25 protein-coding genes and 3 pseudogenes are annotated in these 25,513 nt (G+C 60.8%); 14 read left to right on the top strand and 14 right to left on the bottom strand.

What is annotated here, in order from left to right:
• Positions 1 to 124: 124 nt before the first annotated feature.
• On the bottom strand, positions 125 to 982 hold the full coding sequence (locus J3A71_RS17850; RefSeq protein ID WP_016486229.1) for a glucose 1-dehydrogenase: 858 nt from the start codon (positions 980 to 982) through the stop codon (positions 125 to 127).
• Between the two features lie 196 nt (positions 983 to 1,178).
• Here J3A71_RS17850 and J3A71_RS17845 point away from each other — a divergent pair, with 196 nt between their 5' ends.
• On the top strand, positions 1,179 to 1,703 hold the full coding sequence (locus J3A71_RS17845; RefSeq protein WP_016486230.1) for a hypothetical protein: 525 nt from the start codon (positions 1,179 to 1,181) through the stop codon (positions 1,701 to 1,703).
• A gap of 58 nt (positions 1,704 to 1,761) precedes the next feature.
• On the opposite strand, the gene J3A71_RS17840 is transcribed toward J3A71_RS17845, so the two are convergent.
• A complete protein-coding gene (locus J3A71_RS17840; RefSeq protein ID WP_024717794.1) occupies positions 1,762 to 2,301 on the bottom strand; it encodes a type 1 glutamine amidotransferase domain-containing protein in 540 nt (179 codons plus the stop codon).
• 272 nt (positions 2,302 to 2,573) lie between these two features.
• Here J3A71_RS17840 and J3A71_RS17835 point away from each other — a divergent pair.
• The 7 genes and pseudogenes from J3A71_RS17835 (at position 2,574) to J3A71_RS17805 (ending at position 9,649) form a co-directional block, all read left to right on the top strand.
• Positions 2,574 to 3,425: pseudogene (locus tag J3A71_RS17835) on the top strand (STAS domain-containing protein).
• Positions 3,426 to 3,429: 4 nt separating this feature from the next.
• The gene (locus J3A71_RS17830) at positions 3,430 to 3,792 is read left to right on the top strand and encodes an STAS domain-containing protein (RefSeq protein ID WP_016486233.1); all 363 of its coding nucleotides are present in this window, start codon (positions 3,430 to 3,432) and stop codon (positions 3,790 to 3,792) included.
• Positions 3,789 to 4,194: pseudogene (locus tag J3A71_RS17825) on the top strand (anti-sigma regulatory factor). Before J3A71_RS17830 ends, J3A71_RS17825 begins: the two are co-directional and overlap by 4 nt.
• Positions 4,185 to 5,201, top strand: a complete 1,017-nt coding sequence (locus J3A71_RS17820) for an ATP-binding protein (protein ID WP_016486235.1) — start codon at positions 4,185 to 4,187, stop codon at positions 5,199 to 5,201. The pseudogene J3A71_RS17825 and the gene J3A71_RS17820 overlap by 10 nt, the downstream one beginning before the upstream one ends.
• Positions 5,194 to 6,069, top strand: a complete 876-nt coding sequence (locus J3A71_RS17815; protein ID WP_209953077.1) for an ATP-binding protein — start codon at positions 5,194 to 5,196, stop codon at positions 6,067 to 6,069. The genes J3A71_RS17820 and J3A71_RS17815 overlap by 8 nt, the downstream gene beginning before the upstream one ends.
• A complete protein-coding gene (locus J3A71_RS17810; RefSeq protein WP_209953075.1) occupies positions 6,059 to 8,005 on the top strand; it encodes a response regulator in 1,947 nt (648 codons plus the stop codon). The genes J3A71_RS17815 and J3A71_RS17810 overlap by 11 nt, the downstream gene beginning before the upstream one ends.
• 300 nt (positions 8,006 to 8,305) lie before the next feature.
• The gene (locus J3A71_RS17805; RefSeq protein WP_023048986.1) at positions 8,306 to 9,649 is read left to right on the top strand and encodes a cation:proton antiporter; all 1,344 of its coding nucleotides are present in this window, start codon (positions 8,306 to 8,308) and stop codon (positions 9,647 to 9,649) included.
• Between the two features lie 29 nt (positions 9,650 to 9,678).
• Here the strand turns inward: J3A71_RS17805 and J3A71_RS17800 are convergent, their stop codons facing one another.
• From J3A71_RS17800 to J3A71_RS17775, 6 genes and pseudogenes are all read right to left on the bottom strand, one after another.
• Entirely contained in the window at positions 9,679 to 11,028 is a 1,350-nt protein-coding gene (locus J3A71_RS17800) for an SDR family oxidoreductase (RefSeq protein WP_031312415.1), read from the bottom strand.
• Positions 11,029 to 11,231: 203 nt separating this feature from the next.
• A pseudogene (locus tag J3A71_RS17795) lies at positions 11,232 to 11,468 on the bottom strand (DUF72 domain-containing protein); the annotation flags it as partial.
• Positions 11,469 to 11,532: 64 nt separating this feature from the next.
• The gene (locus J3A71_RS17790; RefSeq protein ID WP_096425963.1) at positions 11,533 to 13,731 is read right to left on the bottom strand and encodes a xanthine dehydrogenase family protein molybdopterin-binding subunit; all 2,199 of its coding nucleotides are present in this window, start codon (positions 13,729 to 13,731) and stop codon (positions 11,533 to 11,535) included.
• Positions 13,728 to 14,729 carry a xanthine dehydrogenase family protein subunit M gene (locus tag J3A71_RS17785; protein ID WP_016486242.1) on the bottom strand — a complete coding sequence of 334 codons (1,002 nt, stop codon included), beginning with the start codon at positions 14,727 to 14,729 and terminating at the stop codon, positions 13,728 to 13,730. Before J3A71_RS17785 ends, J3A71_RS17790 begins: the two co-directional genes overlap by 4 nt.
• A complete protein-coding gene (locus J3A71_RS17780; RefSeq protein WP_060516717.1) occupies positions 14,726 to 15,253 on the bottom strand; it encodes a (2Fe-2S)-binding protein in 528 nt (175 codons plus the stop codon). Before J3A71_RS17780 ends, J3A71_RS17785 begins: the two co-directional genes overlap by 4 nt.
• Positions 15,254 to 15,635: 382 nt before the next feature.
• A complete protein-coding gene (locus J3A71_RS17775) occupies positions 15,636 to 16,019 on the bottom strand; it encodes a hypothetical protein (protein WP_096425964.1) in 384 nt (127 codons plus the stop codon).
• Between the two features lie 271 nt (positions 16,020 to 16,290).
• Here J3A71_RS17775 and J3A71_RS17770 point away from each other — a divergent pair, with 271 nt between their 5' ends.
• Positions 16,291 to 16,563, top strand: a complete 273-nt coding sequence (locus J3A71_RS17770) for a PepSY domain-containing protein (protein ID WP_016486245.1) — start codon at positions 16,291 to 16,293, stop codon at positions 16,561 to 16,563.
• Between the two features lie 79 nt (positions 16,564 to 16,642).
• Here J3A71_RS17770 and J3A71_RS17765 read toward each other — a convergent pair whose 3' ends face one another.
• Together J3A71_RS17765 and J3A71_RS17760 are read right to left on the bottom strand one after the other, a co-directional pair.
• On the bottom strand, positions 16,643 to 17,776 hold the full coding sequence (locus J3A71_RS17765) for an aminotransferase class V-fold PLP-dependent enzyme (protein ID WP_023049283.1): 1,134 nt from the start codon (positions 17,774 to 17,776) through the stop codon (positions 16,643 to 16,645).
• A gap of 200 nt (positions 17,777 to 17,976) precedes the next feature.
• Positions 17,977 to 18,486 carry a ProQ/FinO family protein gene (locus J3A71_RS17760; protein ID WP_016486247.1) on the bottom strand — a complete coding sequence of 170 codons (510 nt, stop codon included), beginning with the start codon at positions 18,484 to 18,486 and terminating at the stop codon, positions 17,977 to 17,979.
• A gap of 295 nt (positions 18,487 to 18,781) precedes the next feature.
• Between J3A71_RS17760 and J3A71_RS17755 the strand changes: the two genes are divergently transcribed.
• Entirely contained in the window at positions 18,782 to 19,090 is a 309-nt protein-coding gene (locus J3A71_RS17755) for a hypothetical protein (protein WP_096425965.1), read from the top strand.
• Positions 19,091 to 19,152: 62 nt separating this feature from the next.
• Here J3A71_RS17755 and arsH read toward each other — a convergent pair whose 3' ends face one another.
• The 3 genes from arsH to J3A71_RS17740 all read right to left on the bottom strand — a co-directional run bounded on the left by arsH (position 19,153) and on the right by J3A71_RS17740 (position 20,754).
• Positions 19,153 to 19,854, bottom strand: coding sequence for an arsenical resistance protein ArsH (arsH, locus tag J3A71_RS17750; protein ID WP_060516711.1), 702 nt, complete (start codon positions 19,852 to 19,854; stop codon positions 19,153 to 19,155).
• A 13-nt stretch (positions 19,855 to 19,867) separates the two neighbouring features.
• Positions 19,868 to 20,338 (bottom strand): arsenate reductase ArsC, encoded by a 471-nt coding sequence (locus tag J3A71_RS17745; protein WP_096425966.1) that lies wholly within the window; start codon positions 20,336 to 20,338, stop codon positions 19,868 to 19,870.
• Positions 20,339 to 20,406: 68 nt separating this feature from the next.
• The gene (locus J3A71_RS17740) at positions 20,407 to 20,754 is read right to left on the bottom strand and encodes a metalloregulator ArsR/SmtB family transcription factor (protein WP_016486251.1); all 348 of its coding nucleotides are present in this window, start codon (positions 20,752 to 20,754) and stop codon (positions 20,407 to 20,409) included.
• Positions 20,755 to 21,029: 275 nt separating this feature from the next.
• On the opposite strand from J3A71_RS17740, the gene J3A71_RS17735 reads away from it, so the two are divergent.
• The 3 genes from J3A71_RS17735 to J3A71_RS17725 are packed head-to-tail and all read left to right on the top strand — an operon-like array spanning position 21,030 to position 24,065.
• Entirely contained in the window at positions 21,030 to 22,016 is a 987-nt protein-coding gene (locus J3A71_RS17735; RefSeq protein WP_096425967.1) for a DUF1852 domain-containing protein, read from the top strand.
• Between the two features lie 27 nt (positions 22,017 to 22,043).
• Complete coding sequence (locus tag J3A71_RS17730; protein WP_096425968.1) at positions 22,044 to 23,093, top strand: methionine synthase; 1,050 nt, start codon at positions 22,044 to 22,046, stop codon at positions 23,091 to 23,093.
• A 27-nt stretch (positions 23,094 to 23,120) separates the two neighbouring features.
• A complete protein-coding gene (locus tag J3A71_RS17725; protein ID WP_060516707.1) occupies positions 23,121 to 24,065 on the top strand; it encodes a LysR family transcriptional regulator in 945 nt (314 codons plus the stop codon).
• Between the two features lie 7 nt (positions 24,066 to 24,072).
• Here the strand turns inward: J3A71_RS17725 and J3A71_RS17720 are convergent, their stop codons facing one another.
• Positions 24,073 to 25,080, bottom strand: a complete 1,008-nt coding sequence (locus J3A71_RS17720) for a zinc-binding alcohol dehydrogenase family protein (RefSeq protein WP_023049280.1) — start codon at positions 25,078 to 25,080, stop codon at positions 24,073 to 24,075.
• Positions 25,081 to 25,368: 288 nt separating this feature from the next.
• On the opposite strand from J3A71_RS17720, the gene J3A71_RS31705 reads away from it, so the two are divergent.
• Positions 25,369 to 25,506 (top strand): PSPA7_2676 family Cys-rich small protein, encoded by a 138-nt coding sequence (locus J3A71_RS31705; RefSeq protein WP_279854443.1) that lies wholly within the window; start codon positions 25,369 to 25,371, stop codon positions 25,504 to 25,506.
• The last annotated feature ends 7 nt before the right edge of the window (positions 25,507 to 25,513 follow it).

Here is a 25,513-nt window from a genome sequence, read left to right as displayed (position 1 = left end):
TGGATAATGGCTTCCTTGGTGTTGAGTGGCAGTGGCGGGCAGGGTTCAACGATGTTGATGTCTGGTAGCACAGGCGCGATGCGTTATCACCTGTGCTCTTGAGCAACTGGGGCCGTCGTGCGGTTCAAAGGATAGGTTTGCCCCCTGTAACGCCGTAGCGCGAACCCGAGATGTAGCTGGCCTCATCCGAGCCCAGCAATACATAGATCGGCGCCACCTCGACCGGTTGCCCCGGCCGCCCCATGGGGTAACCTGAACCGAAGTTCTTCACCGCTTCATCAGGCATGGTGGCCGGGATCAGTGGTGTCCAGATAGGGCCGGGGGCCACGCTGTTCACTCGAATCCCTTGCTTGCCCAGCAACTGGGCGAGGCCAGCGGTGAAATTGGCAATAGCCCCTTTGGTGGCGGCATAGGCCAACAGGCTGGGTGACGGGTCGTCGGAGTTGACCGAGCTGGTGTTGATGATCGAACCGCCTTTGGGCATGGAGGGCAGAGCGCGCTGGCAAATGCGGAAAATGGCAGTGATGTTGGTGTCGAACGTCATCACCCATTCATCGTCGTCAATGTCGGCCAGGCTCTCGTGGGCCATCTGGAACGCGGCGTTGTTGACCAGGATATCGATGCGCCCGAACTGTGCCACGGTCTTGTCGACAATGTCGTAGCAGTGCTGTTTCTGTGCCAGGTCGCCGGGTAGCAGCAAGCATTGGCGGCCAGCGGCCTCGACCCAGCGCGCCGTTTCCTGCGCATCTTCGTGTTCATTCAGATAGGCAATGGCCACGTCAGCACCCTCACGCGCATAGGCGATTGCCACCGCGCGCCCGATGCCGCTGTCGGCTCCGGTAATCAGGGCGATCTTGCCTTCGAGCCGGTTGTTGCCGGTGTAGGTCTGCTCGCCACAGTCCGGATACGGCTCCATCTTGCGTTGTGAACCGGGGACGCTTTGCGGTTGGGATGGGAAGGGAGGGGTAGGGTAGTCGCTCATGGTGGTCACTCCAGCAGTCGGAAACGTTCGTTACCGTTCGAGGGGGCAGCGCTGCCGGTGTTGAAGTGGATACTGGCTTTGTGCGACGGGCGGTTGTCCCATGCATTGCCAATGAATTTTCGTTGCCTGGACAGCTCTACCGCTGACCGGTCTTGCGCTGTCACGGGCAAGGCTCACGCATTCAAGGAGTACCCCAGTGCCTCGAATCATCACGCCCAGCACACCTGAACATGAGATCGATCAGCAAAATGCAAGGATGTTCGGTACGCCGAAAGAGCGGCTGGACTTCTATCGACGCGAAATTCAGTACGAGACCAGCATCCTGGCCAACCGCACTGATGCCTATCTCACGGCGCAGTCGTTTCTGGTCATCGCGTACGTCTCGGCGATGAATAACCTGAACCAGGGCTGGGGCGAGATGTTCACCTTGATGGTGCCGGCTTTTCTGGCACTGCTCGGAGTGCTCAGTACACTGAACGCCTGGCCAGGCATTCGCGCGGCGTTCCGCATCATCGAGCACTGGCAGTTGAAGCAAAGCCACTTACTGCGCAGCGAGCCAATGATGGGGTTGGCTTATGATGAATCGCCGCTGTTCTGCGAGGCTGAAACTTCTCAGGCGGGCCACCGCAAGTCGTTGCTGTTTTCCTTGCGTACGCCCTGGATTTTTCTCGGGTTCTGGATCTTGCTGGGCAGCTATTCGGTTTTCATCCAGCTGGCGTGACCAGCGCCTCCTGGTCGGCAACCGGTGCGACCAGGAGACGGGCTGACGATGATCAGACTCAGCCTGCCAGCGCCTTGATCAATTGTTCATTGAAGGCAGGAATATCATCCGGCTGGCGGCTGGTGATCAGGTTGCCATCCACGACCACCTGTTCGTCCACCCACGTGCCGCCGGCATTGCGAATATCGTCCTGCAAGGTCTTGTAGCTGGTCATTCGCTTGCCTTTGGCCAACCCGCTCGACACCAACAGCCACGCGCCGTGACAGATGACGGCCAGCGGCTTGCCCGCCGCATCATGGCTTTTTACCAGCTTTTGCGCGCCGGGGATCAGGCGAATCGTGTCGGAGTTCTGCACGCCGCCGGGCAGCACCAGGGCGTCGTAGAGGTCAAGCTGCGCGCTGTCGAAGGTAGCATCCACGTTGAATTCGTCGGCGGGTTTGTCATGGTTCCAGCCCCGTACGGTGCCTTCCTTTTCGCCCAGGATATCCACCACCGCGCCACTGTTTTGCAGCGCCTCACGCGGGCCGGTCAGTTCTACCTGCTCGAAGCCATCGGTGACCAGAAAGGCCACGCGCTTGCCGTTAAGTTGTGCACTCATCATATGTTTCCTCGTACTGATAGGCCTTCCATAAGGGCCCACAAACAGCGAGCAAAGTTCCTGCTAGATGCTCGGCGGGTCATCCAGCCATGGCGAGCAAGCTGCATGAGGTAGCAACGCCCCCTGCTAAATTGGCTACAGTTAGCGTCACAAAAGATGGCGCAATGAAATTATTGACCGGCCGCACAACTATTTTCACCGGTAGATGTCATTTTCAACGCCGGTACGAACGTCGTTCAGCCGGCCAGGCATTTTTCAGGAGCGAAGCGCATATGGCAGCACTGCAGAACAGCACGTTGGAAGCAATTGTCGGTGGTCAGGGGCAGTTGTTGGCGGAGTGGCTCAGCGCCCTGGAGGCCAACGGCGCGACGCGCAACATTCGTGAACATGACTTGCGCCAGGAAACCCGTGACTTCCTGCAGTTGGTGATCGACGGGCTGCGCAAAGAGGCGGGTACGCACATTGGCGCAGAAGGTTGGGAGGAGGCCCGACGTTTCCTCGAAAAACTCTCTGCCAGCCGTGCCCAGGTGGGGCAGGAGTCGCACCAAACGGCCTATTTCATTTTCGCCCTCAAGGGGCCGCTATTCAGACTGTTGCAAGCCCATTACGCAGAGCACCCTGCGCTGTTGGCCGAACAACTGTGGGAAATCTCCCAGCTGTTCGATGCATTTGGCCTGCACACCATCCGCACCTATCAGAAAAACCGCGAAGGCGTCATCAAGCGCCAGCAGGAAGAGTTGCTCGAGCTTTCCACCCCGGTGGTCAAACTCTGGGAGGGTGTACTGGCACTGCCGTTGATCGGCACACTGGATTCGCAACGCAGCCAGACAGTGATGGAGTAGCTGCTGCAACGCATTGTTGATACCGGCTCCGAGATTGTCATCATCGACATTACCGGGGTGCCTACAGTCGACACCTTGGTCGCGCAACACCTGCTCAAGACGGTAACGGCTATCCGCCTGATGGGCGCCGATTGCATCATCAGCGGTATTCGTCCGCAGATCGCCCAGACTATCGTGCACCTGGGCCTCGATCTGGGCACGCTGACTACCAAGTCCAACCTTGCTGACGCCTTGAAGCTGGCGCTTTCGCGTCTGGGTACCAGTACTGGCGAGAAGGTGTGAGGCGATGGAGCGTATTCCCATTCTGCAAATGGGTGAATTCCTGCTGGTAACCATCCAGGTCGACATGCACGACCAACTGGCGCTGCGCCTGCAGGACGATCTTACTGAGCGTTTAGACCATACTTCGGCCCGCGGCGTGCTGATCGATATTTCCGCGCTGGATATGGTCGATTCGTTCATTGGCCGCATGATCGCCAGTATTTCTGGCCTTTCGCGGATAATGGATGCCGAGACCGTGCTGGTCGGCATGCAACCTGCGGTGGCCATCACCCTCGTGGAGCTTGGCCTGACCTTGCCCGGGGTAAGCACGGCATTGAATGTCGACCGCGGCATGCATCTGTTGCGGCAGCGGGTAGGCCACTCATGAGCATCCGCCAGAGTGGCAGCCAGCCGGTGCGCGTGGAGCAGGACGTGGTACTGGCCCGGCAACTGACCCGCAAGCTCGCCACCGACTGCGGCATGCGGCTGGTCGACCTGACCAAACTGGTCACGGCTGTCAGTGAGCTGGCACGCAACACCGTGGTATACGGGGGGGGGCGGGGATATGGACTGGGCGGTCATCGAAGAAGCCGGGCGCGTAGGCCTGCGCCTGTTGTTTCGTGACGAGGGGCCGGGCATCGCCGATGTCAAACTGGCCCTCACCGATGGCTGGACGTCGGGTGGCGGGCTTGGCCTGGGCTTGACCGGCGCTCGCCGGCTGGTAGACGAATTTGATCTGGACACCACTCCCGGGCAAGGCACCCGGGTAACGATCACCCGATGGGCCTGAACCTGGCAGCGAGTTTGACGCAGGTGCTGCACATTGATGAGGCCAGCCAGGTCGGCCATGCCCGGCGTGTGGTCCAGAAACTGGCCGAGCAGCTGGGTTTCTCTGCCGCCGACGCTGGCCGGGCAGCTATTGTTGCCACCGAGCTTGCCAGCAATGTGCTCAAGCACGCCGAGCGTGGCGAATTGCACCTTCGCGTGCTTGCGCATGGCGCCCACCCGGGTATGGAGCTGGTGGCGGTGGACCGTGCCCAGGGGTTCGACCTGGCCAGTTGCCTGGCTGATGGTTATTCCACCGGCGGTACCCAGGGCATCGGGCTAGGGGCGGTCAGCCGGCTGGCACAAGTGTTTGACGTGCACGCCGACGCGAAAGGCGCTGTGGTACTCGCGCGTATTTACCGGCAAGAGCATACGGCCGGGGATATACGCATCGGCGTGTCCCAGCATTCGCTGCACGATGACCCCGCCTGCGGAGACAGTTGGCACGTGACGCTTGCCGAGCAGCGTTTCAGCGCCGTGATGATCGATGGCCTCGGCCATGGCGAAGAGGCCGAGCGTGCGGCCAAGGCGGGTATCCAGGCTTTTGCTTTGGCGCCATTCAGCGCGCCGGAGCACGTGCTTGGCGAAATGCACCATGCCATGGCCGGAACCCGTGGCGGTGCGGCTGCCATTGCCCAGTACGACGGCGCGGGTGACCGTCTGTCGTTTATCGGTATTGGCAATATCGGCGCAACCCTGGTCGGTACAGACCGGCCTCGCGGCCTTGCCTCACACCCGGGCATCGTCGGCGGGCAATACCGCAAGGGCCAGGTGTTCGACTACGCTCACGTGAAAGGAAATCTGTTGATCATGTTCAGTGACGGCCTGCAGTCCCGTTGGAATCTGCAAACCTACCCCGGGCTTGTTCACCGCCACCCGGCGGTCATCGCTGCCATATTGCATCGCGATTTCTGCCGTGGGCGGGATGATGTGACGGTGTTGGTCATCGACCTGGAGACTGTGCATGGCTGAACCCTCATCGAACAACAGCGTCGAGCAGGCCGACCTGATCGCCCGCTTGCAGGCCGAAAACCAGGCGTTGTGCGCTGAACTGGAGGACACCAACCAAGGGGTGCTGGCACTGTATGCCGAGCTGGACAGCCAGGCTGAGCAGCTGCGCCAGGCGTCGGACCTGAAAAGCCGCTTTATGTCCTACATGAGCCACGAGTTCCGCACGCCGCTGGGTTCGATCCTGAGCATCACCAGCCTGCTCGCCGACGAGGTGGACGGGCCGTTGAGCAAGGAGCAGCAGTTGCAGGTGGCGTTTATCAATACCGCAACGCGTGAGCTGGGCGACATGGTCGACGACCTGCTGGACCTTGCCAAGATCGAGGCCGGCCGCATCACCATATCGCCGGCCTGGTTCGATATGCTCGACCTGTTCGCGGCCTTGCGCGGCATGTTCCGCCCGATCGTCGACACCGGCGCGGTGGATTTGATCTTCGAAGAGCCCCAGGGCCTGCCGAAGATGTACACGGATGACAAGAAGCTGGCGCAGATCCTTCGCAACTTCATCTCCAACGCCTTGAAGTTCACCACCCGCGGCGAAGTACGCGTGTCGGCGCAACTTCTGGGTACTGACCAGGTCCGTTTTGCCGTGAGCGATACAGGTATCGGTATCGCCCCTGAGCTGCTCGGCAGCTTGTTCGAAGACTTTGCCCAGGTCGATTCGCCGCTGCAGAAGCGCTTGCGCGGCACTGGGCTGGGGCTGTCGCTGTGCAAGCGTTTTGCCGCGCTGCTGGGCGGCAAGGTAGGGGTGGAAAGCACGCCTGGCAGCGGGTCGTGTTTTTTTGTCATCCTGCCGATGGCGCTGGCCCCGGAGAGCGCTGATGAACGCTGACATCCGCCTGCTGATCGTCGACGACAACGTTGCCACACGCTATGCGCTGCGCCGCCGCCTGGCACTGCATGGGTACACGGTGACGGAGGCAGGCACCGGTGGCGAGGGGCTGGCGTTGATCGGCAGCGGGCAGTTCGATGCGCTGATCCTGGATGTCAACCTGCCGGACATGAGCGGCTTCGACATCGTCCGGCTGCTGCGTGCCAGGCCGGAAACGGCCTTGCTGCCGGTGATCCATGTATCGGCAGCGTCGATCCAGACGGGTGACATCATTACCGGGCTCGATGCAGGCGCGGACGCTTATCTGGTCCACCCTGTGGACGCTGATGTGCTGGTGGCCACCCTCGGCACCCTGCTACGGGTGAGGGACACCGAACGGGCCTTGCGGGAAAGCGAGGCCCGTTTTCGGGAAATCTTCACCAATGTGTCAGCCCCGATCGCCGTGGTTGATGCAGGGCTGAAGGTGCATGAATGCAACCATGCCTTCGAGCAGTTGATCCAGGATAATCGCAACCCCGATGCGTTGCAGGAATGCTTCGCCGATGACCAGCAGACCGCCATCGCCGATTTGCGTCAGCACCTGCTTGCGGGGCAGCGCTGGCGTGGCACGTTAGCCATGCACGTTGGCGGCATGCCCCGGGATACCGAATGGCAGCTATCGCCCTACCGGAAGCCGGGATTGTGCCTGGTGTTTGTCGAGGTCGTCACCGAGCATCGCCACCGCGAGCGCTCGCATCTGGCGCGACTGGAGGACGCCAACACCCAGTTGGCGCGGGAGACGGCCCAGCGTGAGCAGACCGAGGCGCAACTGTTGCAGCTGCAGAAGATGGATGCGCTGGGCAGCCTGACAGGCGGTATTGCCCATGACTTCAACAACCTGTTGACCGGCATCATCACCAGCCTGGAGCTGATCCGCAAACGGGTAGCAGAGAACCGGACCGAAAAGGTCCCTGCCTACGCCGACGCGGCCTTGACCTCTGCCATGAGCGCCGCCTCGCTGACTCACCGTCTGCTCGCCTTCGCACGGCAGCAACCTCTGGACACGCGGCCAGTGGACATCAACGAGCGGGTTCGTTCACTGGAGGAACTGATCAATCGCACCATTGGTGAGCGAATCGTGCTGCAACTGCAGCTGTCACGCGAGCCCACCACCGCGCTGGTCGACCCGATCCAGCTGGAGAGCGCGGTACTCAACCTGGTGATCAACGCCCGCGACGCCTTGGCCAAGGGCGGGCATATCTGGGTGAATACGGCGGCGACCTTCTCACTCGGCGACCCCAACCTGCGCGATGGCCCTTATGTGGCGGTGACGGTGCGCGATGATGGCTGTGGTATCGCGCCGGAGCTGCTGGAAAAGGTCTTCGATCCATTTTTTACTACCAAGCCGGTAGGACAAGGTACCGGTCTTGGGCTATCGACCATCTACGGTTTTGCCCGCCAGTCGGGCGGGCACGTGTCGATCCACAGCGCGCCGGGGGTGGGCACCGAAGTCACCCTGATGTTGCCTGCCAGCGACGAGCAGGAGGCTTGCGAGGCGCACAGGCCGCAAGTCGACCAGCAAGGTGCCGGTGAATATGTGCTGGTGGTCGAGGACATGGCGTCGGTGCGCCTGTCAGTGGCAGAAGTACTGACCGATGCAGGATATCGTTGCATCCTGGCCCAAACCATCGAGCAGGCACTCGATCATCTGCGTGGAGATAGCGGCATTCAGTTGTTGCTGACCGACGTTGGCCTGCCAGGCATAAGCGGCCGCGAGCTGGCCGATATGGCGCGGATCTACCGGCCAGGTCTGCCGGTACTGTTCATGACGGGCTACGCGGAAACCGCTCTGGACCGCCAGGCGTTCCTGGGCAGCGGGATGGACCTACTGATCAAGCCGTTCCAGATCAGCGAGCTGCTCGTCAAGATACGCCGGGCACTGGGTCATGCGACATGAGGTGCACTTTGCAGCAACTGCCTGCATAAGGCCGGTCAATATGGCCCCGGCTGCGCCGGGGTTCGCGGGGCAAGCCCGCTCCCACAGGTACGGCGCATGAGTTGCACGCAATGCGGTCCATGTGGGAGCGGGCTTGCCCCGCGAACACGGGCGTAGCCCGTGCCAACCACCGCGCAGCCTGCTTCGGGCGCAAGCCCGCTTCCACAGGTTGTTTACAGGGAATCGGTTATCGCAGCTGAACGACCCGTCGCCACTGAACGTCAAACCATCATCGAGCACTTTACCAAGGCTGCTGCGCAGATGACCTTCATCGTCTGGTTCGCCATGCTGGGCGCAGTCTTGCTGCTGCTGGCGCTCTCTTCCTCCTATTTACGCTGGATTCCGGTGACTTCCTCGGTGGTTTGTCTGGTCTTGGGCATCGGCCTGGGAGCGTCCGGGTTGGGTCTTCTCCACCTGGATGTCAGCGGTTCCAAGGGATGGATGGAGCACCTGACCGAGGTGGCGGTGTTGTTTTCGCTGTTCTTCAGCGGCTTGAAACTGCGCTTGCCCTTGCACGACCGCCGATGGGGGAGCGCGTTTTACCTGGCGGGGCCTGTGATGATGCTCTGCATAGGTGGCGTCACGCTGCTATTGCACTACGGCCTGGACCTTGAATGGGGTATTGCAGTACTGATCGGGGCAATTCTTGCACCCACAGATCCCGTGCTTGCAACACTGGTGCAGGTGGCTGATGCCCAGGACGATGATCCTGTGCGCTTCAGCTTGTCCGGTGAGGCTGGCCTGAACGACGGAGTGGCCTTTCCCTTCGTCATCCTTGGGCTGTTGTTGCAACAGAACAGCGGGCATGCCTGGCTCGGCGACTGGTTGATCAAGGACATGCTCTGGGCAGTGAGTGCGGGTCTGCTGCTTGGCTACTGGATGGGGCGCGGGCTGGGCAAACTCACTCTGTTCCTGCGCCTGCGCAACGACGACAGCACTGTATCGCCCAACGATTACCTGGCCTTGGCACTGATCGCGCTGGCCTATGTGTTTGCCGAAACGATCCAGGCCTATGGGTTTCTCGCGGTATTCGCCGCTGGGCTGGGCTTGCGCCAGGCGGAGGCCAGTACCTCCAGCAGCCCTGGGCAGCCGGCTGCCGAACATCTGGTGCAGCCGGTAGTGGGCCACCAGCATGTGGCGCCGGAACAGGCCGTCAAAGGTGATGTTCGCGGGCTGGACGATTCCCAGGTTGCAGCAGGGATCATGCTCGGGGACATGCTGGCCTTCGGCAGCTTGATCGAGCGGGCAATGGAGGTTTTTCTCGTGACCTTGCTCGGGGTGGTGTTGATGGAGCATTGGGACTGGCGGGCATTGCTGGTCGGCGGAGCACTGTTTCTGGTGATTCGTCCCTTGAGCATTTTGCTGTTTCCGATTCGGGGGATGCTGGGTATTCGAGAACGTGGGCTGCTTGGATGGTTTGGCATCCGGGGTATCGGGAGTTTTTACTACCTCTTCTACGCCCTTAACCACGGGCTGCCTCCTGGTCATGCGGCCCAGAGCACCAACCTGGTGTTGTCAGTGGTGGCGTTGAGCATACTGCTGCATGGGTTGAGCGTTCAGCCGCTGCTTGCCCGATACGAAGCGTGGAAGCAGCGGACGTCATGAGGGCGCTTCAAGCCCTTTGTCTTCGATGCTCAGCGGTCAACGCTTCGGCGGCGCTGGCGCTGCAAGTGAGTGATCGCAAACCCGGCAATGGCGCCGAGCACGGCGGCGCTCACCAACACCAGTGTCTTGTCTTTTCGGGCTCTCCAGCCACCGTCCACACTGCGCCGGTCACTCGGTGGTTCAAACAGGTTCCCCGGTGATGTTGCGGCGCTTGGGCTACGGCTCAAGCCCCAACGGGTCAGCCATCCTGAAAGCAGCGGTAGCCCCGGCACGAGGTAGCTGGCCAAGTGTGCAAGGCGAGCGGTTGCCCCGACCGTAGTGCGCGCGCGCGGGGAGATGGCGCAAGCCACCATGGCCTTGGCCACCCACTCCGGGTCATAGACTGGCCCGGGGGGCGTCAGCGTGTGGCCAGTGTAGTTGCCACCATCCCTGAAACCAGGGGTGTCCATGACCGCAGGATAGATATCGCAGACATGAATGTCGGGGAACGCCGTCAGTTCTCCGCGCAGGGCGTCGGTCAGGCCACGCAGGCCGAATTTGCTCGCCGAATAGGCCGCTGCATAGGGTTGCGCGATCCAGCTTCCGAGTGACAACGTGTTGATCAGGATGCCGCTGCGCTGCGCCTTGAAATAGGGAAGGGCGACGTAGGCGCCACGAAGGTAACCGATCAGGTCGGTTTGGATGACTTGCTCGTGCGCCTCCAGTGGCGTGTCCTCAAAATTGCCGACCGCGCCGACGCCAGCGTTATTGACCCAGATATCGATTCGCCCATGGCCAAATTCGGCAGCCTGCGCGGCCAGCGCCTGCACCTGATCGCTGCGGCTGACATCGGTAGCGATTGCTACGGCGTCCGTACCGCAATCAGTGCACTCGTCCAGCACATCGAACAACGCTTCCTCATCTCGCGCAGCAAGCACCAGCCGAGCGCCTTTGCAGGCAAAGGCATGCGCAGCGGCCCTGCCTATGCCACTTGAAGCGCCAGTGATGACCACGACCTTGCCGCGCAACGGGCCTTGTGTTGATACAGCGGCGGCCGGCGGGGCAGGCTCGGCAGCCTGGGGTGGCGTGAAGTCCTCTGGCGCAGGCGCAAGGGTGGCGCTGGCTTCTATCATCGAGAGTTCAAGGGCGGTGCCGTCGACCAGCACCAGTTTCAGGCCCTCGACAGTGCCCGCTACCCTGTCAGCGTACACGGGCTCGCCCTCCGCATCCAGGCTGTCATAGATGAATCTGGTGCCTTCGAGCCAGCCGACTGCAGTCAGCAGTTCCGGGCCCAGGTAATATTTGCCGTCCTGAAAGAAACCGGGAAATTGATGGGCGCGTTCGATGTTCTCCACGCAGTAGCGTTCGCCTGGTTTCATGCCTGTCGCTTGATCAATCATGGTGCAGAACCCCTTTTGAAGTGTGTCAGCTAGCGTTCAACCTTCGTTGTGGACAAAGGCATCGAGTAAGCAGGGGAATGCGTGGGGCGCTGTAAAGTTCAGGTCGAGGGCTTCAGTGGCGCAAGGTGACCGCCGGTGTGCTGCGCGTGAACCTGTCGCGGTACCCGAGCCTCGACCAAGAGAGTGAGGACCAAGCGATGCCCGCACTCATCGAGAAACGGCTCGAGCAGGCCCGCACAGCCTTGCAAGCGGTGCTCATGGGTGATGGCGTTGGGTAACTTGACGGAAAAACGAAAGTGCTCAGGCACCGACGCGGCCCACCGGGCATGAGTTTGCGATCGATGAGCACGGTAAAACGAGGAGTTGATTTCTACCGCGTTCAAGCGCGCCGCGTAACGCTGCAAATGAGCCCCCTGCCGGGGAAAATGAAACACCGCAATCGCAGCGGCCCCGGGCGACGCGCTGGTTACCGAGGCCTGCTTGCAAAGGCGCTGAGCTGCCCGTTTACAGCACCTTGTCGAGGGTGATCGGAAACGCTCTCACACGCTTGCCAGTGGCATGGTAGACAGCGTTCGCCACTGCTGCTGCCACCCCGACCACGCCGATCTCGCCCACCCCCTTGGAGCCCAGCTCGTTGACGATGTCATCGTTCTCTTCAACGAAAATCACCTCGATATCGCCGCTGTCGGCGTTCACCGGAATGTGATACTCCGCCAGGTTGTGGTTGACGATGCGGCCCAACTGGTGATCGGTCAATGCTTCTTCGTGCAGGGCCATGCCCACGCCCCACACCACGCCCCCCAGAATCTGGCTACGCGCGGTTTTCGGGTTGACTACCCGTCCGGCTGCCACGGCGCTGACCACACGGGTGACCTTGATCGTGCCAAGGTCTTCGTCAACATGCACCTCCACAAAAACCGCCGAATGTGTGGCGGTGGAGAAGGGTTGGCGTTTGGCACCTGGCTCGGCTTCTATCTGCGCTTCAACATTTCGCCCCGGGGTGCTGGCGACGATCTCGGCCAGGGCCAGGCGATGGTTGCCCGCATGCAGGTAGCCATCGGCGAAGACAATCTGCTCTGTCGGGGTGCTGGCCACTTCAGGGTACGACTTGCGCGCATGTTCCAGCAGCTTGCTGCGCAGCACCAGGCAGGCCTGGCGCACGGCCGAGCCCACCGACGACACTGTGAAAGAGCCACCCTGCAGCGGTGCTGTCGGCAGGGAGGAGTCCCCCAGCAGGAAGGTGACATCCTGAACCCTGGCGCCCACCGCATCCGCTGCTATCTGGGTCATGACGGTGTAGGTGCCGGTACCGATATCGGTGGTGGCGCTGCTGACGGTCAGGCGCCCTTGGGCATCGATGTGCGCCTTGGCGCTGGCCTTCATTTGCAGGGCCTCCCAGACGCCGCCAGCCATTCCCCAGCCGATCAGCTGGTGGCCATTGCGCATGCTGCGCGGTTGCGGGTCGCGGTTATGCCAGCCGAAACGCTCGGCACCTTGCTGGTAGCACGCCAGCAGCTCCTTGCTGGAGTAGGGCTTGCCCTCGTTGCCATTGTTAGCGGCGAAGTTGCGCCGGCGCAGGTCGAGCGGGTCGATCTGCGCTGCACAGGCGAGCTCATCCATGGCGCATTCGAGGGCGATCATGCCTGACGCGGCCCCGGGGGCGCGCATGTCCAGTGGGGTAAAGACATCGAGCGGCGCCAAGTGATAGCTGAGCGCAACGTTGTCACACTGGTAGAGCATGCCGCTCCATTCGACCAGGTGTTCGGTAAAGTCCTCGAAGCGTGATGTCTGGCCCAGCGCATCGTGGGCGATCGCCAGCAACCGCCCGCTTGCGTCCGCACCCAGGCGCAGGCGCTGCTCGGTACGGGGCCGGTAGCCGAAGGTGAACATCTGCTGGCGGGTCAGTGTGACGCGCACCGAACGTTGTAAATGCAGCGCCGCCATCACGGCCAGCGGTAACTGGTACTGCGGGCGCAAGCCCGAGCCGAAGGCGCCACCCACGAACGCCGCGTGCACGCGTATGTTGGCCTTGGGCAGGCCAAACACTTTGTGCAGGTAGTCCTGGCAATTTTGCGTGCCTTGGGTCTTGTCGTGGATTTCGAGGCTGCCGTCGGCCTTGTAGTGCACGGTGGAAGCATGCGGCTCCATCGGGTTGTGATGCTCGTTGGCCGTCAGGTAGGTGGCATCTACCTGCACCGGCGCGGCGGCAAACTGCCCGGCAAAATCGCCACGTGGTGCCGGTGTTTCGGCGGGGGCCTCATGCGACTGCCGGGTAGCACCCAGGTCTGTCTGGTGGGCCTGCTCGGCATAGTCGATTCTGATCAGCGAACCTGCGTACCGCGCCAGTTCGAGGGTTTGGGCGACCACCAGGGCCAACGGTTGGCCGCTATAAAGCACGCGGTCGTTGAACAAGGGGCGAAACGGCGACCCCTCGGCCGAGTCGGCGTCACTGTAATCGTCGTCATAACTGGAAATGTGCGGCCGATGGCCATGGTCGAGCACAGCGATGACCCCGGGCACGCGCATTGCCTGTGTACTGTCGATGGCGAGCACTCGACCACGGGCGATAGTACTGCACACGACGCTGCCGTGTAGCAGCCCGGCTTGAGGGTATTCACCTGCGTAGCGCGCCTGCCCGGTGACCTTGGCGACGCCGTCCACGCGGTCCAGGGGCGTGCCGACAATGGGTGTGGTGTCGATCATGGTCTTGCCCCTCTGGCTGAGGCACCGAGCACTGCCTCGCTCAATGCCCGAACGATTGCACGCTGCGCGAGTGCTACCTTGAAACCGTTGTGGCTCAGGGGTTGGGCCCCTTGCAGCACGGTGTGCGCGGCCTGGGTGAAAAGCGCTTGCGAAGGCGCCTGGCCGGCCAGCATCCCTTCTACCGCCGTGTCCCGCCAAGGCTTGTGGGCAACGCCACCCAGCGCCAGTCGAGCCTGCTGGATCACGCCGCCATCAAGGTTCAAGGCCGCGGCGACGGACACCAGCGCGAACGCATAGGAGGCGCGGTCGCGGATCTTCAGATAACGGTAATGCTGTTCGAATGCAGGGGGCGGCAACTCGATGGCGACCACCAGTTCATCAGTTGCCAGTTGATTGTCGCGCTCCGGGGCATCGCCGGGCAGGCGGTGGAAGGCCGCGAAGGGTATCTGGCGTTCAGCGGCAGGCCCCTGTACATGTACTACCGCTTCGAGCGCCGCCAACGCCACGCACATGTCCGAGGGGTGGGTGGCGACGCAGGCATCGCTGGCGCCGAGAATCGCATGGATACGGTTCAAGCCCGTACGCGCGGGGCAGCCGCTGCCCGGTTCGCGCTTGTTGCAGGGTGTGCCGGTGTCGTAGAAGTAGTAGCAACGGGTGCGTTGCAGCAGGTTGCCGCCGGTGCTGGCCATGTTCCGCAACTGAGGCGATGCCCCGGCCAGAATGGCTTCGGACAGCAGCGGATAATGCTGTTGGATGATCGGGTCCCAGGCGAGGTCGGCATTGCTCACCAACGCACCGATCAGCACGCCGCCGTCGGAGGTGGCCCGAATGCCGTTCAGCCCAAGGCCGGAGATGTCGATCAGGCGGTTGGGGCGGACCACGTTTTCCTTCATCAGGTCGACGAGGTTGGTACCGCCGGCAATGAAGCGCGAGCTGGCATCTGCCAGGTTGATGGCTTCGCTGACTGATGCGGGCTTGTGGTAACTGAATGGCGTCATGGGGTCGTCCTGCCTTGCTGCCGGGGCACGTCCTTCATCAACGGCATGGCTTCCTCTACTGCGGCGACAATGTTGCCGTAGGCACCACAGCGGCAGAGGTTACCGCTCATCTGCTCGCGAATGGCCTCACGGGAGTCGGCATGCCCTTCGTGTACAAGACCGACTGCGGAGCAGATCTGCCCTGGTGTGCAATAGCCGCATTGGAACGCATCATGGCGAATGAAGGCGCGCTGCAGTGGGTGAAGTTCACCGTCGCTGGCCAGCCCTTCGATGGTCACCAGTTCGGCCCCGTCGCACATGATGGCCAGCGTGAGGCAGGCGTTGATACGTTTGCCGTCGCGCAACACGGTGCAGGCCCCGCACTGGCCATGGTCGCAGCCCTTTTTGGTGCCTATCAGGTCTAGCTGCTCACGCAGCAGGTCGAGCAATGTGGTCCAGGGCTGCACCTGCAGTGATCGAGGCTGACCATTCAGGGTCAGGTGGATGGGGTGTTCTACGACACCCTCGGGGGCTGTTGCGCTCATGGGAGGTCCTCACGGTCGGTCTTGCACTTGACTGCATCTCTGTGGTGCGACCGGGCCGGCTGTGCAAACGTTCAGCCGAACTGGCCAAAAACCGCCCGTGCCTTGTCTCGAAGCTTGCGCAGTCCCTGTGGGAGGCTACTCATCCCTGTGGGCTGCGCTGTCACGCAGAGAACAATGGCTGGTGTGGGAGCGGGCTTGTCCCGCGAAGCAGGCAACGCTGTGTATGGCACCGGCTTTGCCGGTGTTCGCTGGGCAAGCCCGCTCCCACAAGTTGAAGCCAACTCAATACGTTGTTCTATGAGGGCGGGCATGCCCGCACCCACAGGGCGCTCGCTAGCTTTCGGAGTTTGAGCTGCTCGCACGCAGACTTGGATGGGTTGGGTCAACCGCCTGAACCACCGCCACTACCGCCAGCGCCAGCGCCAGCGCCGGAACCGGAACCGCCCGAGCCTCCGCTGCCGGCGCCCGGGCCAGTGCCGCTCCCTGCGGCGCCACCCGTACCGTTACCGGCGCCTGTGCCCGTGCCCGAGGCGTTGTCGGTGCCGTCACCCCCGGTATTGTCGGTGCCATTGGTACCCGTACCGCCAGACCCGGTTCCCATGCCATCCCCAGGCGTGCCGGAGCCAGTGCCATCCAACGGGCCGTTGTCCTGTGTCTGCGCCCCAGGGGCGCGTTGGTCGTTCATGTCGGTGGCTGCCAACACCAACGGTGTGCTGGCACCGAGGCACAGGGCGAGCAGCAATGAATGGGGCTTGATGATGTTCATGTGCAATCACCTCTTTGCGTTGGTCACTTCTTCTTCGTCCTGCGCGTGCAGCCAATTGTGCGTCGGTACTGACGAACGGAATGCCCTTACTGGCGCTGATTACCACCACGACCAAAGCTTTTGGGGAGGAGCCCGCTAGCGGTTACGGGCGTTGACCGATGCAGGTGGCCACACCGTGTGACCGCTGAGCGCGGCTGCAATCGAAAAAAACTGAACGGTGGCATTGGCGCGCCAGTCAGAGCGTTTAACCTCATGAAAAAGGATGTTAGCGATGAAAGCGATGACTCGACTGTTCACCGGCCTGGCCATGGCTGGCGCATTGGCAAGCACTACAGCTTGGGCAGATCAACCGGGCGCTGACTGGAAGGTGAACAAGGATCAGGCCGAAGCCACCCTCAAAGGTGCCGGCTACACGCAGATCACCAAGATCGAGGCCGATGATGGGCATTGGGAAGGTGAGGGGATGAAAGCTGACGGCAAACAGTACGAATTCCAGGTCGATCCCCATGACGGCAAGATCATCAAGGATCAACTGGATAACTGATGAGTTGTCCACCCGTGGCATCAGCGCGCTGCCCGTTTCACGGGTAACGCGCCCGACCTTGCTGTAATGGGATGACGGCTCAGTCCGTCATCACTTCATCGATTGCCTGCTCCAGGGTGCTGACCGTACGCTCGATATTGTGCAGTTTTTCGAGCCCGAACAGACCGATGCGGAAGGTCTGGAAGTCGGCTGGCTCGTCGCATTGCAACGGTACGCCGGCCGCAATCTGCAGGCCGTGATCGGCAAATTTCTTGCCGGTCTTGATGTCGGCATCATCGGTATAGCTCACCACGACGCCTGGGGCCTGAAAGCCGGCTGCGGCCACGCTCTTGATACCTTTGGCGGTCAACATGGCGCGCACCCGATCACCCAGCGCCTGTTGTTCGCTGCGCACCTTGTCGAAACCGTAGGCTTGCATCTCGTTCAACACGTCGTTGAAGCGGGCAAGCGAATCGCTGGGCATGGTTGCATGGTAGGCATGTCCGCCCTGTTCGTAGGCCTGCATGATCTGCAGCCACTTCTTCAGGTCGCAGGCAAAGCTGCTGCTCTGCGTGTGCTCGATGCGCTCCAGGGCCAAGGCGCTGAGCATCACCAAGGCGCAGCAAGGGGAAGCGCTCCAGCCTTTTTGCGGTGCACTGATCAGCAGGTCGACTGCGCACTTTTCCATATCAACCCACAGCGTGCCAGAGGCGATGCAGTCCAGCACGAACAGGCCACCCACCGCATGCACGGCGTCACCGACGGCCCGCAGGTAATCGTCGGGCAGGATGATCCCGGATGAGGTTTCAACGTGGGGGGCGAAGACGATCTGAGGCTTGTGCGCCTGGATGCTTGCCAGCACTTCCTCCAGCGGCGGGGGCGCGTAGGCAGCCTGGTGCCCTGTGTCGACCGGGCGGGCTTTGAGTACCGTGGTGGCCGCCGGGATGTTGCCCATATCAAGGATCTGGCTCCAGCGATAACTGAACCAGCCGTTGCGTATCACCAGGCATTGCTGAGCGGTGGCAAACTGTCGCGCTACCGATTCCATGCCGAATGTACCGCTGCCCGGCACTACCGCAACAGCCTGGGCGCCATAGACCTGTTTCAGCGTGCTGGAAATGTTCCGCATCACGCCTTGAAAGGTTTGTGACATGTGATTGAGCGAGCGGTCGGTGTAGACCACCGAGTACTCGATCAGCCCCTCAGGATCATTACTGGGATAAAGCGTAGACATGGGCGACTCCTAGGCAGAGATGTCAGTGGTATCGACCCTGCCCGAAGCCTTGGCAAATGACAAGACAGATTGGGGCTGATTGCGCTGAAGCCCTGCCGCCGTGTGTCCGAAGCAGGCACCCGGAACCGGCGAGCCCGGCTCCCACAGGTATAGCGCAGGCCTCGGTGGCTGATGACCTTCCTGTGGGAGCGCGATTGAATTCAGTCCGGAGTCTGCGCCGCCGTGATCTCGGCGGCGGGGGCCGCAACAGGCGCTTTTGCCTTAGCACGATTGCGACGTTCCTGGCTGCGATGCCGCGCAGCTTGTTGCTTGGCATGGATCGCCTGAGTCGCTGTCACTGTGCCAGCGACTTGACCATTCAAGTCCAGGCGCGGCGCATTCTCCACCATGCTTGCCCAGTACCGGGTACCCCGGCACCAGGTAGAAATGCCCAGCTTGAGCTGTTCACGGGTGATGCCGAGCAGCTCAAGGTGCTGCTCGGCATCCTTGAAAATGCCCTCTTTGAGCGGAACCTTGGGGGCCGGATTGACAGGGAAGGCCAATGGAAAGTGCTTTTGCAATGGCCAGATCGCTGCCACCGCCGGGTCCTGCTCACGAGGCTTTGCCTGTGGCGGGGACTTGCGCTTGGGTTGTTTCGGGCTATCGGCCTTTTCCTGCACTTTTTCCGCCCGCAGACGGTCACGTAGCTCAGCTAGTTGTTCAAAACCCATTGTTCAATTCACTGCTTCGAAGTTGATTGCGAGGCATAAGGATATGCCATGCAGCGCCACAGATCAGCTTAAACAGATGAATTGTGCCAATTTTCCTGGCCGAGGCATCCCCATTCATCAGGATGCCGGCTTATTCCGGATGCTGTGGCATATCGGTATTTAGCGCAGCTCAGTATCAGGCCCCTGCATTTGGTATCGCTCATCCGAAAGGCTGTGAATAAATACATCCACGTCAGGCAAGCCGCAGTCGTACGAACACACAGGCCTTTCTGTGTCTGACTTGAGGTAAGCGATCATGGCTAATAACCAAGACAAGGGCGCCAACCAGGGCAATGCCAGTGCAGGCGCCGGGAACAACACGGCGGGTACCGGCCAGCAGGGTGGTCAAGGCTCGGGCGGTGGCATGCCCAACCACCCGCAACAAGGTCAGAACCAGCCGGGGCAGAAGCCCGAGGACAAAATGAACAAAGACTGGGGCCGCGATACCGGAAGCAAGGGCGGTCGGCAGGAAGACAGCATGACTGACAAGGAGAACCCGGCGGATAAAGACCGCATGGGTCAGCAATCGCAACGCGATAACCCGCAGGGCGAACAGGACCGCTGATCATTGCTGATGCGCACCAGGGTGGGCAAGCCATCCTGGTGCAAGCGGGCCGCATGGCGGCTTCAGATTGAGCGCTGATTGACGCGTGCAGATAGCTGTTCGGCGGTTTCCTTGCGCTCTGAATAGCGATCCACCAGGTAATCCTGACGATCACGCAGCAGCACGGTGAATTTCACCAGTTCCTCCATCACATCAACAACGCGGTCATAGTACGGCGAAGGCTTCATCCGGCCGGCATCATCGAATTCAAGGTAAGCCTTGGGTACCGAGGACTGGTTCGGCACCGTGAACATCCTCATCCAGCGGCCAAGCACACGCAACTGGTTGACCACGTTGAACGACTGCGAGCCGCCACACACCTGCATCACCGCCAGGGTCTTGCCTTGGGTGGGGCGCACGGCGCCCAGCGCCAGGGGAACCCAGTCGATCTGCGCCTTGAACACTGCAGACATCGCCCCATGGCGCTCTGGCGAGCACCAGACCTGGCCTTCCGACCATTGCACAAGTTCACGCAATTCCTGCACCTTGGGGTGCTCAACCGGCGCATCGTCAGGCAGCGGCAGGCCCGAAGGGTCGAAGGTTCGTGCTTCGGCGCCGAAGTGTTCCAGCAGACGCGCGGCTTCCTCCACCAGCAAGCGGCTGAAAGAGCGTTCGCGGGTAGACCCATACAACAGCAGGATGCGTGGTTTGTGCTCGCTTGCCACGGTTGCCGTTGGGGGCAGCTCGAACAATGCGAGGTCGAGGTTAGGGAGATGCTCGGACATTTTTGACTCCTGCTTATTGCGTGCCGATGCGATCCAGCTCGTGCTTGAGCTGATCACGGTCGAGGCGATCGAAGGGAAGGGCGAAGAAAGCGCGGCAGCGCGATGCGATGTGGGCCAGCGTGGCGTGGAAAGCCGCGTCGACTTGCGCCTCGTCACCCACGACATCGGACGGGTCCTGCAACCCCCAATGCGATTTCAGCGCGGGGCCGAAATAGACCGGGCAGGCTTCGCCGGCGGCCTTGTCGCAGACCGTAATAACGACGTCCGGCGGGCTGTTTTCGAATGCGTCGTTGCCCTTGCTGCTCAGGCCAGCAGCCGAAATACCGGCCTGCTCCAGCGTGCTCAGGCTACGGGGCAAAACCTGCCCCTTGGGGACGCTCCCGGAGCTGACTGCCTCGAAACCGGCAGGGGCCAAGTGGTTGAAAAGTGCTTCGCACAGGATGCTTCGGCAACTGTTGGCCGTGCACATGAACAGGACTCGCATGGAGGGCTCCTCCGCCTTGTGGCGGACGTCAGAGGCGCCGGCGCTTGGGCCAGAGCCGAAAGGGTGATTCAGCAGCAGGCGGCATCGCGCACGGGGCGGTCGTCCATGCACGTGAGCCGACGTGTGTTGTCGGCCAGCCAGTGCGAATTGGCCTGCAAGGTGACCTGCAGCATCTCGTGAACCCAGGCCGGTAGCGCCGGGTTAAGGCGGTAATACACCCACTGACCCTGGCGCCGGTCCAGCAACATGCCATTGCTGCGCAGTTGCGCCAGATGGCGACTGATCTTCGGCTGGCTTTCGCCCAGCGCGCACATCAGCTCGCAAACACAGAGTTCTCCCAGGCTGGCGATGAGCAGGGTGGCGCGAGCGCGGGTTTCGTCAGAGAGGCTCTTGAAGACATCGGGCGGGGTAATCATGGCTGTACCAGGACATATGGATAATCGAATATACGCATTACCATATGTTCAGGGCAAGCCTCATGATACGCGCGTGCTGCCTGGATCGACAGCTATCGTTCACCGAGGGCTGCAATGGGCGGATAGCGAAGCGTGTACAGCCCGTTCAAGGTGGGTGCCTTGTCATGAGCGTGGCTAAAGGTTCTGTGAAATCAATTCAGTTCCATCGCCCAGTACCCCAACTTAAACTACGGGCCAATTATAGAACATATGGATATTTGAGTGGGCGCCCCGCCATGACCAGTAACGACTTCAATTTTTTCATCAAGAGCATCCGCTTTGACGAGCATTATCAACCCTCCGAAAAGACGCGCCTCACTACCAACTTCGCCAACCTGGCGAGGGGTGTGAGCCGGCAAGAGAACTTGCGCAGCACCTTGCAGATGATCGATAACCGCTTCAATGCATTGGCGCATTGGGATAACCCCAAGGGCGACCGTTACACTGTTGAGCTTGATATTATTTCTGTCGAGATGGGTATTGAGGCTGAAGGCGGCAATCAGGCGCTACCCCTGATTGAAATGTTGAAAACAAGCATTATTGACCGACCCACCGGCGAGCGCTTTGCGGGCATGGTGGGGAATAACTTTTCTTCCTACGTGCGGGATTACGATTTTAGTGTGCTGTTGCGTGAGCATAATGCAAACCAGGCTGTATTCAGTACGCCAGACCATTTTGGTGAGCTGCATGGCAAGCTGTTCAAGTGCTTCATCAATTCAAGCACGTACAAGGCGCACTTCGACAAGCCGCCCGTCATCTGTCTGAGTGTTTCGAGCAGCAAGACCTACTCTCGAACGGATAATCACCACCCTGTGTTGGGCTTTGAATACCAGCAGGATGCGTATTCCTTGACGGATACGTATTTCGAGAAGATGGGATTGCACGTGCGTTACTTTATGCCGCCCAACAGTGTGGCGCCGTTGGCGTTCTATTTTTCCGGCGATTTGCTCAGTGATTACACCCACCTGGAGCTGATCAGTACCATCAGTACCATGGACACGTTCCAGAAGATCTATCGACCTGAAATCTACAACGCCAACTCTGCCGCCGGGAAATGCTACCAACCCAGCCTGCAGCATCAGGATTACTCCCTGACGCGCATCGTGTATGACCGAGAAGAACGAAGCCGGCTGGCCATTGAGCAGGGGCGCTTTGTCGAGGAGCACTTTATCAAACCGCACCACGCGCTACTTGAGCAGTGGTCCAACCACTACGTCTGCTGATCCACTGAATAGATAAGGTCTTCCTTCGTGAACAAATTGTTACCCACTTCGACTGCCGGCAGTTTGCCCAAACCCGCCTGGCTCGCACAACCCGAAACGCTCTGGTCACCCTGGAAACTGCAAGATGAGGCATTGATCGAAGGCAAGCAGGATGCCCTGCGCTTGTCATTGCAGGAACAGCAAGACGCCGGCATTGATATCGTCAGTGATGGTGAACAAACGCGCCAACACTTTGTGACGACTTTTATCGAGCACCTGAGCGGTGTTGACTTCGAGAAACGCGAGACCGTCAGGATCCGTGATCGCTATGATGCAAGCGTACCCACCGTAGTAGGCGCTGTTGCTCGGCAAAAGCCGGTATTTGTCGACGATGCCAGGTTCTTGCGTCAGCAGACCCGCCAGCCCATAAAATGGGCGCTGCCAGGCCCCATGACGATGATCGATACGCTGTATGACAGCCATTACAAAAGCCGCGAAAAACTGGCCTGGGAATTTGCCAGGATCCTCAATCAGGAAGCCCGGGAGCTGGAGGCTGCCGGGGTTGACATCATTCAGTTTGATGAGCCCGCCTTCAATGTGTTTTTTGACGAGGTCAATGACTGGGGGGTTGCCACCCTGGAGCGGGCCATCGAAGGCCTCAAGTGTGAAACTGCCGTGCATATCTGCTATGGCTATGGCATCAAAGCCAACACCGACTGGAAAAAAACCTTGGGGTCAGAGTGGCGGCAATATGAAGAGGCCTTCCCCAAACTGCAAAAGTCCACTATCGATATCATCTCGTTGGAATGCCATAACGCTCATGTGCCCATGGAGCTGCTTGAGTTGATTCGCGGTAAAAAGGTGATGGTAGGCGCAATTGATGTGGCGACCCACACTATTGAAACACCCGAGGAGGTTGCCGATACCTTACGCAAGGCACTGCAATTTGTAGAGGCTGACAAGCTCTACCCTTGCACCAACTGTGGCATGGCTCCCTTGCCGCGTCGGGTGGCCAGCGGCAAGCTCAGGGCTTTGAGTGCCGGTGCAGAAATGGTTCGCAGCGAGCTCTCGGGCAATGACCATCGGGCATCATGGTGACCCGATCACTCGCGTTGTGTGCTGCTCATGATTGACTTGAGACACTTGCGCACACTCCATGCCTTGCGTGAAACGGACAGCCTGCCCGAGGCGGCCGAACGCCTGCACCTGACCCAGTCGGCGCTGTCGCACCAGTTCCGTGAGCTGGAAAGCCGCGTTGGCATGCCTGTGTTTGTGCGCAAATCCAAGCCGGTGCGCTTCACTACTGCGGGTCTCAAGCTGCTGCAGCTGGCCGACCAGGTGCTGCCGCTGATCCGCACAACGGAGCGCAACCTGAGCAAGCTGGCAGGCGGCACGGCCGACCGGCTGCACATCGCGATCGAGTGCCACAGCTGCTATCAATGGCTGATGCCCTCACTGGACGAGTTTCGCTGCGCCTGGCCGGAAGTTGAACTGGACCTGGCGTCGGGGTTGTCGTTCGCCCCACTGCCGGCCCTGCAGCGTGGTGACCTCGACCTTGTGGTGACCTCCGACCCGATGACCCTGCCGGGTATCACGTACGTGCCGTTATTCGGGTACGAGGCAATGCTGGCCATCGACAAGCACCATCCGCTGCGCGATAAGCCCTACCTGGAGCCTGCCGACATCGCCAGCCAGACCTTGATCACGTACCCGATCGAACGAAACCGCCTAGACATCTTCACCCGTTTCTTCGACCCCGCCGACATCGAACCTGCGCGGATACGTACGGCAGAAATGACTGTGATGATGATGCAGCTGGTGGCCAGCGGCCGTGGTGTTTGCTGCCTGCCGAACTGGGCGGTGCATGAGTACACCTCCCGCGGTTACGTGTTGGCCAAGCGCCTCGGCGAAGCAGGGTTGCAGGCCACCCTGTTCGCAGCGGTACGCAGCGACATGCTCGAAGTGCCCTACATGCGTGATTTCCTGCTCACGGCGAAAGACATTTCGTTTGCGACGCTGGAAGGCGTCAATGCGGTGTCAGGGCGAGCGGCGTGGGCGTCGGGCGCCTGACAGGGCGTCAGAAACCTTCCAGGACGATTTTGCCGCGTGCTTTTCCACTCTCGATCATGGCGTGGGCGCGCTTGAGGTGCTCGGCATTGATCGTACCGTAGTGCTCGCCGAGGGTGGTTTTAAGCACGCCATCATCGACCAGCTGCGAAACGCGATCGAGCAGTTGATGCTGTTTGATCATGTCTTCGGTCTTGTACAGCGAACGCGTGAACATGAGCTCCCAGTGCACTGACAGTGACTTGCGCTTGAGCGGCATGACATCCAGTTGAGCCGGGTCGTCGATCAACGCGAGCTTGCCTTGTGGGCGAAGCACCTCCACCAGTTGCGGGAGGTAAGTGTCAGTGTGGGTCAGGCTGATGACGTAATCGACCGGGCCCAGCTTGAGTGCTTCCAGCTGGGGCGCAAGCGATTCGCGGTGGTCGATCACGTGATGGGCTCCCGCTTCCTGAACCCAGGCCTGAGTCTCGGGCCTGGAGGCGGTGCCAATCACCGTGAGCTGTGTGAGCTTGCGGGCAAGTTGAACCAGAATCGAACCAACCCCGCCGGCAGCACCGATCACCAGAAGGCTCTGGTTCTTGCCACCGTTTTCTTCAACGCCCAGGCGGTCGAACAGCAGTTCCCAGGCGGTAATGGAGGTCAGCGGCAAAGCGGCGGCGCTTGCGTTGTCCAGGCTGCGAGGCTTGTGCCCGACAATGCGTTCGTCCACCACATGCAGTTCGCTGTAGCTGCCAGGACGGTCAATGGCACCGGCGTAGAAAACCTCATCGCCCGGTTGGAACAACGTGACCTGCGGGCCTACCTCGCGGACCACGCCAACTGCGTCCCAACCGAGCACTTGTGGTTGCTCGCCACCACGGCTTGCACGGATCTTGGTATCAACCGGGTTGACGGCAATTGCCCTGACTTCGACCAGCAGATCACGGGCACCTGGCTGTGGCGTGGGCAGTTGCGCGTCATACAGCGATTGTGGGTCCTGGATCGGCAAACCGGGCTGGGTGTAAACGACTGCCTTCATTGGCGCTGCCTCTTGGGGATGCGAAAAGTGGGTTCAGACTATCCGTTTCGATTCACACAAAAAACCGCCTGAATGGAGTAAGACTTTCTCGCTTGCAATGAAAATGGTGCGCAGCACCCGAGACGGGGGTTGGCCGCTGCTCTCCATCCTCGAGCACGTCTGCTTCAATTGCCGATCCCCGCGTTCTTCACCCTGTGCTGCAAAGGGCGCATCCAGACTAAACCTTCGCCCGTGCCGTCAGTCAGTTCCAGTAAGGGGTCCGTCCACTGAGACCTTGGGAGGTGGCTGATGAAACTGCTGTGCTTGTTGCAGGGTTGCCAGTGGCACTGCGTGCCGAACCATGAACCGGGCGAGCTCCAATGCCAGTGTTGCCGGCGCTGCGGCGCCGTGCGCCATCGGCGGGCCATCACACTGTCAAAGGCATAGGAGGTCG

Source organism: Pseudomonas sp. PvP089, assembly GCF_017875165.1.
GTDB lineage: Bacteria > Pseudomonadota > Gammaproteobacteria > Pseudomonadales > Pseudomonadaceae > Aquipseudomonas > Aquipseudomonas fortuita.
Note: the sequence above shows the minus strand (reverse complement) of the source record. Positions and strands in the feature narration are given on the sequence as shown.